7 protein-coding genes and 1 pseudogene are annotated in these 8,294 nt (G+C 33.8%); 6 read left to right on the top strand and 2 right to left on the bottom strand.

Features of this window, described 5'->3' with window-relative positions:
• Positions 1 to 238: 238 nt before the first annotated feature.
• On the bottom strand, positions 239 to 805 hold the full coding sequence (locus ACE01T_RS16470) for a recombinase family protein (RefSeq protein ID WP_062034269.1): 567 nt from the start codon (positions 803 to 805) through the stop codon (positions 239 to 241).
• Positions 806 to 1,103: 298 nt separating this feature from the next.
• Between ACE01T_RS16470 and ACE01T_RS16465 the strand changes: the two genes are divergently transcribed.
• From ACE01T_RS16465 to ACE01T_RS16445, 5 genes are all read left to right on the top strand, one after another.
• Positions 1,104 to 2,264, top strand: a complete 1,161-nt coding sequence (locus ACE01T_RS16465; protein WP_395519696.1) for an ATP-binding protein — start codon at positions 1,104 to 1,106, stop codon at positions 2,262 to 2,264.
• Positions 2,265 to 2,303: 39 nt separating this feature from the next.
• The gene (locus ACE01T_RS16460) at positions 2,304 to 2,834 is read left to right on the top strand and encodes a MarR family transcriptional regulator (protein WP_395519695.1); all 531 of its coding nucleotides are present in this window, start codon (positions 2,304 to 2,306) and stop codon (positions 2,832 to 2,834) included.
• A gap of 129 nt (positions 2,835 to 2,963) precedes the next feature.
• Positions 2,964 to 4,025, top strand: a complete 1,062-nt coding sequence (locus ACE01T_RS16455) for an E2/UBC family protein (RefSeq protein ID WP_131382210.1) — start codon at positions 2,964 to 2,966, stop codon at positions 4,023 to 4,025.
• Entirely contained in the window at positions 4,022 to 5,380 is a 1,359-nt protein-coding gene (locus tag ACE01T_RS16450) for a ThiF family adenylyltransferase (protein WP_395519694.1), read from the top strand. The genes ACE01T_RS16455 and ACE01T_RS16450 overlap by 4 nt, the downstream gene beginning before the upstream one ends.
• Before the next feature lie 8 nt (positions 5,381 to 5,388).
• Positions 5,389 to 5,724 carry a ubiquitination-like system serine protease family protein gene (locus tag ACE01T_RS16445; RefSeq protein ID WP_131382208.1) on the top strand — a complete coding sequence of 112 codons (336 nt, stop codon included), beginning with the start codon at positions 5,389 to 5,391 and terminating at the stop codon, positions 5,722 to 5,724.
• 459 nt (positions 5,725 to 6,183) lie between these two features.
• On the opposite strand, the pseudogene ACE01T_RS16440 reads toward ACE01T_RS16445, so the two are convergent.
• Positions 6,184 to 6,931, bottom strand: a pseudogene (locus tag ACE01T_RS16440) (IS5 family transposase).
• A 462-nt stretch (positions 6,932 to 7,393) separates the two neighbouring features.
• On the opposite strand from ACE01T_RS16440, the gene ACE01T_RS16435 reads away from it, so the two are divergent.
• Positions 7,394 to 8,014 (top strand): Lcl domain-containing protein, encoded by a 621-nt coding sequence (locus tag ACE01T_RS16435; protein WP_395519693.1) that lies wholly within the window; start codon positions 7,394 to 7,396, stop codon positions 8,012 to 8,014.
• Positions 8,015 to 8,294: the final 280 nt, after the last annotated feature.

Raw genomic sequence — 8,294 nt, 5'->3', positions numbered from 1 at the left:
GGTCAGCCTCAGGGTGAAGTGTGTCTAATCAACAGGGTTTTCGGTCTCTAAGTACTTTTTAAAGGAAACATCATCGACTCAAATCTCTATTTGCAACAGTGCCTTAAATTGTCATATAAAATCAGCAAGATAGTGCATTGTAAAAAGCCTATTCACCCTCGAATGGGCTTTTCATGGATTTATCACGTTTCACGATTTTTATAAGCTAAACTAAATATAATCGCCAATTTCAATTGAGTTAATCACCTACTTTCAAATACCGATATACTGCCTGACGACTAATTCCAAATGCCTGGCCTAATGCCATTTTTGAAGAGTACTTTCCTTCCTTCCATGCTTGTCTTAAAGCTTCAGCCTGGTCAGGTTTCAATTTATGTACACGACCTTTATATTTCCCTTGAGCAGAGGCTAGTTTTATTCCTTCCTTTTGCCGTTCCAGAATGATTTCACGTTCAAATTGTGCAAAGGCCCCCATCAGTTGCAGCATTAAATTATCCATCGGGGTAGATTGAGCAGTGAAAGTAATATTTTCTTTTACAAACTGGATGGAAATCCCTCGTTTGACCAGTTTATCTACTTCAGTGACCAAATCTTTTAAGCTTCGCGCAAAACGATCCATGGAATGTACTATCACCCTGTCCCCTTCCCGGACATAGTTCAACATTTCTTGAAATTTCGGTCGGTCGGTATTTTTACCCGAAGCACGGTCAACAAAAATCCGGTCGACTTCAATCCCCTCAAGTTGACGCCCAGTATTTTGCTCGACCGAACTCACTCGCACATAACCTACTTTTTGGCCTTTCACTCTTTCTCGCCCCAATTGGATAAAAATGAACAATTTTGTAAATTATAAATCTTTAATATCAAAGTTACATGTTACTTATGATTAAAAATCATTTAAATGGTACATGGTTTTACGAACTTTTAAAGTGTTACTTTAGGGTATACTCTAAATTTACATAATGATTATAGTTTTTTATTGAATAGTTAAGAAGTTCTAGTAATGATTTATTGTGAAATCGGATAGAATAAGTTTGTAAACTGAGTACAAAATTTTCTTAATAAATAGTGCTCTTAAGCTTTTATAATATTGAATTCTATTTATGAATAATTTACTAAAAAAAATTCTTGAAGTTTTAGAGCAGAATGGTCCTCTAAAAGCCAAAAAAATTGCCTTAATTTTAGATCCTACTCGCACTAAGGTAACTCATAAACACGTTAGTTCTGTGTTACATCAAGAACTAAAATTAAATTTAAAAGGCTTACATCAAGATGAACAATATGTTTGGGAATATAAAAACCCTGCTATAACTACAATTTCTTTTGACAGCACCTCAAATTGGTTAAGTGCTTCGAATATTGAAAATTCTTTAAGGAAATACCCAAATCTATTAAGCTTAAGAAATAATGTTATATTTGATTTTTCAAATAAATCTCTATTTTTAGACTGCATACTCAAAATTTTGAGTCTTACGAGTCAACTAATTAAAGTCGGTTCTACGGTAACTTTAAAATTTGACAAAGATTCAGATAGTATTAGTTATTTAAGCCGTTGTGGTTTCTTCGATAAAATTCATAAGGATGTGATAGTTTTACCTTACCTTCCAGAAGTTTCATTAGCGAAAATATATAATGCTAACTCAGAAAATTTGTGTGAGATTATATCTATTACAAAAGATGATGATGATTCTTATTTGCTTAGATTGGCTGAATTGATAAAAGCCAAACTGTCTGATGAAGATAAAAAAATTCTATTAAGCAAACTTAGAACATTTATCGGTGAGTTAGTTGGAAATGTTCGAGACCATGGATTATCAGATATAGATGGCTTTATTGCTCTGCAAATTTATAGTTCTGGAAAGATCATTATTGCAATATCTGATAGTGGTGCAGGATTAATAAATACTTTGAGACATGAAGCATTAGCATATTATCAACATAATCCCGATTTAATAGCATTGAAGGAACAAACTTTAGAAAACGATATTGAGCTTTTATCATATGTTTTTAATAAAGGAAAAGTTTCAAGAACTGGGCTAGAAAGAAGAGGCTTAGGTTTGTCAAGAACTAATGAAGTACTTAGAAAAATATCTAATTCAAGAGTTTCTAATATTTCCTTAACAATTAGGCAACAAACGAATGAATTTAATTTTCCATTTGGTATTCAGGGCATAGAAACAATAGGTTGTAGCACAAAAACAGATCTAATGCATATTGAAGGAACTCATTATGTACTTACTATTAAACTTGACAAACACAATTAAACTGATTAAAAGAACGCTATGAACCAGAATATAAATGTTATGAAAATTTTTGATTTTTGTAGATCTAACGTGCCCCATGGTAATAAATTGGGCAAAGAAGTGTTTAACGAAATGAGAGACTATGTTGAAAAACATAAAAGTCAAACTTTCTTTGAAATTTCATTTACAGATATTGAATTTGCAGATTCCTCTTTCTCTAGAGAAAGTATCGTTTTACTAGCTAAAGTTTACCGAGGTACTAAAGGTTTTATTATTACTAATCTTTATGATGAAGATGTAATTGATAACATAGACTATGCAGCTGTGGCATTAGATCAACCCCTGACAATAAAAATAGAGAATGAAACAAAATTGTTAGGCCCCGCTTTAACAAAGTCAAATTTAGAAATTTTCAATTTATTGAAAAGCAAGAAAAAAGTAACAACATCTCAATTAGCATCTTTAATGGATGTGTCTGTTCCAAATGCTAGTAGTAAACTTAAAAAGCTAGTTGATGATGGGTATATTTTGCGGTTTGAAGAAACAGCAGAAACAGGCGGCATAGAGTTCATTTACCAAAGTATCTGTTAAATTGAAAAAATCTGCTTAAAAGTATTTACTTAAGCAGATTTTCGGTGTACTTTTGTTCTAGCAAGTTTTTTTTTACACTCTGGTTAATGAGATTAATTTAACCAGATTAATCAGAATTCGGAGCTATACATGAAACAATTTGCTTACTCTCTCAGCGATTTAACCTTTAAACATGGATCTATTGAGGATCATTCCCCTATCGGATCTCAGCTATTGAGATCACTTGGATACTCTTCAAAGGACAATATTCTTTTGTACCAAGTGCTTAATCAATCAGGTATGGAGGAAATCAGTCCTGAAGAGAGTATAGATTTTGAGAAGGGTGATAAGTTTTTTATCCTTGAAGGTGATCGTAGTTTTAAGTTAAAAATTGACGGCTTTAACTATGAGTGGCCTGAAAACAACATTACTTTGAAGCATTTGAAAGTTCTAACAGGACTGAAAAATAAATCCTTCTTTTTATCTAAATCGGAAGAAGCGGATTTAATGATCAGTGAACAAACTGTTATCAACTTATCTGAAGCTGGTATTGAAGATATCTATACTCGATTGCCGAAGCAAACTTATGAGCTCAATGTTCAAGGTACAATCATTAAGGTAGATAAATCTCAAATTATTGTTTCTGAAGCATTATCTTTAGCAGGTATTCAAGATGCTGAGAATTATCAAATTATTTTAAAGATTCAAGGTGAGCCTAAACAAGAAGTCACATCAAATTCGGTAATAGATTTAGCAAAGCCTGGTATTGAAAAACTTCGACTAATTCCACGAGAAGTAAATAATGGGGATGCAGTTGTAAATAGTTTTCAGATTCTTCCAAAAGACAATGAATATTTAAACCAGGTGTTTGGAAATTTTCGAACTATTATTGAGCAAAATCGTCGGTGGCTCATAGTTGATAACTACCAATTACCTGAAGGATACAGCCATCAAGTAATTTCCATCGCAATTGAAATCCCTATTACATATCCTCAAGCCGAAATTGATATGTTTTATACATATCCTCGAATTCAATTATCGACTGGTGCTATTCCATCTTGTACTGAAGTAGATCAATCAATTGAAGGTAAATCTTATCAACGATGGTCTCGGCATCGTAGTCCTCTTTCTGCTTGGAACCCAGCATGTGATAATGTTATTACACACTTTGCACTTATTGAAGAATCATTACTTCGTGAGGTGCAGTCATGATTTTACAAACTCATTTTAGAATCACGGATACCCATTTAGATGACTTAAAACGTCATCTATTTCCGGGAGATGGGTTAGAAGCCAGTGCTATAGCGCTTGCTTCATGCAACAAAATAAATGATCAAATTATTTTTTTGGTTCAAGATATTTTGTTAGTGCCACATAGTGAATGTATTCGTAAAGTTGATTACTTAACTTGGCCTGGAAAATATATAGAAGAAGCGATTGAAAAGGGAGAGGAAAAAAATCTCAGTTTATTCTTAATTCATTCCCATCCATCAAGTCTAAATCAGTTTTCGATTGCTGATGATGAAAGTGATCAGAAAGTAATACCTTGTATTTTTGCAGCATATAACCAATTACATGGCTCAGTAATAGTGACACCTGAAGGAAAATTAACGGGGCGTTTCTATGATAAGAATTTATCCCCACAATATATTGATAAGTTCTTAATTGTAGGTCAAAACATTGAATTAGTTGCTCGACAATCGTCGAGCAACGTTATGCCTTTTTCAGCCGATATGACCCAAAGTCTAAAAAATTTTAAAGTTGGTGTTATAGGGGCATCTGGTACAGGATCAATTGTGATTGAAAACCTTGCCAGATTAGGAGTTGGGCATCTGGTCTTGATCGATGATGATGTTATTGAACATAAGAATCTGAATAGAATTCTTAATTCAACAATTCAGGACGCTAAGAGTCAAAAAGCGAAGGTTAAAGTTCTAGCTGATGCTATTAACCAATATAGGTCTGATGTTGTCTTAACAGTATTAGATAGCAAGATTGGTACTCGGCAAGCTATTCTTGAGGCAGCAACTTGTGATGTTTTATTCAGTTGTGTTGATACAGTTTCAGCAAGGATGCATGTAGATTTAGTTGGTGAGTATTTTCTTTTACCTGTTTTTGATATCGGTGTAACAATCCCAACAGGATCAAAAGACGGAAAACCTTTTATTACAGAAGTGTGTGCCCGGCTAGATTATATCCAACCTCATAGAAGTTCTCTAAAAGATAGAAAAGTTTATACACCAGACTCTTTGAGAGCAGAATATTTGAAAGAAACTTCACCTGACATCTATGAAAAACAGTTGAAAGAAGGCTATTTCAAGGGTGTTCATGAGGAGGCCCCCTCTGTAATTCCGCTTAATATGCTTGCCGCAAGCTTTTGTATAAACGAGTTTATAGCTAGAACATTTTTGTTTCGACAAGAAAATAATTCTAATTATGCAAGAACTGTCATTTGCTTAGGTGCTAATGAAACTGAGTATTTGAGGGAGGATAATTTTACCTCTATTTCTAGGATTAACGTCAGTAAAGGTATCACTACACCACTATTAGGAATGCCTAATCTTTAAGGAATGATATGAAACAATTTTTTTTCAAATACCTAACTCTATTTTTAGATAAAGTTTCTTCTCGTTCAGTGATTCTACTAGAGGGTGACTCTTTACCTCCAAAAATGCCAATTAGATCTATAGTGGTTGCTATTGAAGATGAAGAAATCTGGTGTGTAGGTTTAAAGTGCCCATGTGGTTGTGATTACACTATAGAGTTACCAATTATTAGAGAGGCAAAACCTCGTTGGGACGTGAATATTAATTCGCAAAATCAGATTAGTTTGTTCCCTTCAGTTTTTCTGAAAAAAGGTTGTAAATCTCACTTTTGGATCAAAAATGGAAAAATTCTTTGGTGTAACTAAATCTGTATAGCACTATGATTTTGAATATTTATTTGATAGGAAAAATTTAAAACTTAGTTATTTAAGGTTGAAGTAAGAAGAAAAACATGATGAATATACTAGCAACAATTTTCTTTCCATTTCTAGTTAATAGAAAACTATGTTGGATTATTATCATAGGTGTTGGGCTTTCATTACTTATTAAAATTGGGATGGATTACCAACTAGCAAAACTACATAGTCAAATGGCGGGTACCTTATTACAAGGCTTGGAACCATATAGGTTAATAAAACGTTATAAATATCTGATTATATGTATTCTTATTTGGACATTAATTGCTTCAAGTAAAGAATATTTTAAAACTTTCAATAAATATTATTAAGACAGAAAGAAATTTACGGTGGATATGAAGTTAATTGTAATTATTTAACTTGAGTAGCCACTGATTTTGTAAACAACCTTTTAGCTAGGGCGTGTCATCAATTAAGCCATATCATGATTGATGCAAGGTAGATCGCTGACAGGAAGTTTTGAGCCAATTTATCATAGCGCGTAGCAATACCTCGATACTGCTTGAGCTTGGCGAAGAAGTTCTCGATCAGATGTCTTGCCTTATAAAGATGTTGGTCATAATCACGCTGATCAATCGCGTTACTTTTGGACGGCATCACGATCTGACCATTGATCTTATGGATTGGATCAATCACCCTATCCTTGGAATTGTAGGCTTTATCCATGAGCCAAGTCTGACTTAACGATAAGTCCAGCAGCACATCAGCACCATTTAAGTCATGAGCCTGCCCGGCAGTGAGATAAAATCCTGTTGAGTTGCCTAAAGCATCAGTACGGGCATGAATTTTGGTACTTAAGCCACCTTTACTGCGTCCGATCGCCTGTTCTTTTTTTTCCGGCACTGTGTTGATGAGCGCGCACAATGGTTGAGTCCAGCATGGCATATTCATTATCACTTTCATGTAACAGCACTTCAAAAACTTTCTGCCATACGCCTGCTTTAGCCCAACGGCTAAAGCGAGTGTGCACGACTCTAAAATCCCCAAAGCGTTCTGGTAAGTCTCGCCACGGAATACCTGAACGATACCGATACAATACTGCTTCAACAAATAGCCTGTTGTCTTTGGCAGTTACTCCAACAGTACTCGCTCGTCCGGGTAACAGATCCTTAATCTGTTCCCACTGATCATCTCTTAATGCATAGCGTTTAGTTATGAAAAAATAATGAGGACAGGTTAGATTTTCTCAAGCTAATTGATGACAGGCCCTAGATATGGACTGCTCCGGTTGAAAACGAAAATAAGCTTATTCAGTCTCAGAGCATATCAAAACAGAACTGGAGAAAAGAGCTTCTGGTGTCCGCTTTTCAGGTTCTATGATTAATCACGATTGTTTAACTGAGATGAACAAACTCGTGGAACATTGCTTAAATATTAGGCGTGGAACATGAAAAATCATTAAAAAAGCCCAGATCAGTAGGTCTGGGCTTTTTTATACACGGTAAACTTATGATTTAAAAAAGGAAATCAAAAGCATTTCGTATAAGGTGTATTATGTTAATTTCAGGATATTTAATAAAATTAAATCGAGTCTAATATGTTAATGAGATTCTTATATATAATTTCCAGTATATGTTTATTTTTTTACAATTCTAATTTATATGCAGAAAATAACGCTATGTTAATGCCAAAAGGTGAATGGAAAGATCCTAAAACTGGTCTCATTTGGATGAGATGTACGATTGGACAAAAATTTATTAAAAATTCTTGTGAAGGCAACGGAATTTTATTTACTTCTGAAGATGCTAAAGATTATATAAATAAATACGTCAATCCAAAGTATAAATTGACTAAATCTAAAGCATGGAGAATCCCTGAAGTTGAAGAATTTGCCGCAATTAGAGCATGTACTAATGGTTGGTTACAGGATATTAAACAAACTTCTGAATTAACTGAAAGTGGTCGGATCTATAAAGATAAAAAAGTTACTCGATGGACTCATATTAATGGTAAAAAACTTCCTTCTCTTTGTTCTGAATTGTCGAAAAGACCAGCAATTAATGAAAAAATCTTTCCCAACTTACCAAAACCATCAAATAAAGAACAGGAAAGTTGGCAACAATTTTATTGGACATCTACATCAGCCAATAAGACGATGCTATGGAATATAAATTTATATAATGGATTACTTGGTTATGCTAATAGACAAGATAAGTTAAAAGATAAAAATTGGGAGAAATCATTTAATCTTCCTCCCATAAATATAACCGAATATATTTTGTTAGTTAGAGATGAATAAATCATAATTTCACCATCCATTTAACATAATGGCGCTTATACGAAGTATCGCTGTTAGAACCCATTTAAAGTGTCTATATTCTCACCAATAAAAATGTCTAGTTTATGATGGTTTTTATCACCATGGACTGGATATAAAATATAGATGCTGATCACTATGTCTGACAAAGAAATTCGTAAGCGTGCGCTGAACCCCATAGCTATTTTTTAATTTGAGTTGGGTTTCCAGCGGTGTGGCAGTAATTCTTCAATCTGGGTCACTTTATGTGTTGGCAACCTTT

Source organism: Acinetobacter uliginosus (assembly GCF_044130295.1).
Classification (GTDB): domain Bacteria; phylum Pseudomonadota; class Gammaproteobacteria; order Pseudomonadales; family Moraxellaceae; genus Acinetobacter.
Note: the sequence above shows the minus strand (reverse complement) of the source record. Positions and strands in the feature narration are given on the sequence as shown.

What these genes read in the sequence shown, in the direction of transcription:
- ACE01T_RS16435 (WP_395519693.1), top strand. Translation starts at nt 7,394, where the DNA reads ATGTTAATGCCAAAAGGTGAATGGAAAGATCCTAAAACTGGTCTCATT.
- ACE01T_RS16450 (WP_395519694.1), top strand. Translation starts at nt 4,022, where the DNA reads ATGATTTTACAAACTCATTTTAGAATCACGGATACCCATTTAGATGAC.
- ACE01T_RS16465 (WP_395519696.1), top strand. Translation starts at nt 1,104, where the DNA reads ATGAATAATTTACTAAAAAAAATTCTTGAAGTTTTAGAGCAGAATGGT.
- ACE01T_RS16460 (WP_395519695.1), top strand. Translation starts at nt 2,304, where the DNA reads ATGAAAATTTTTGATTTTTGTAGATCTAACGTGCCCCATGGTAATAAA.
- ACE01T_RS16455 (WP_131382210.1), top strand. Translation starts at nt 2,964, where the DNA reads ATGAAACAATTTGCTTACTCTCTCAGCGATTTAACCTTTAAACATGGA.
- ACE01T_RS16445 (WP_131382208.1), top strand. Translation starts at nt 5,389, where the DNA reads ATGAAACAATTTTTTTTCAAATACCTAACTCTATTTTTAGATAAAGTT.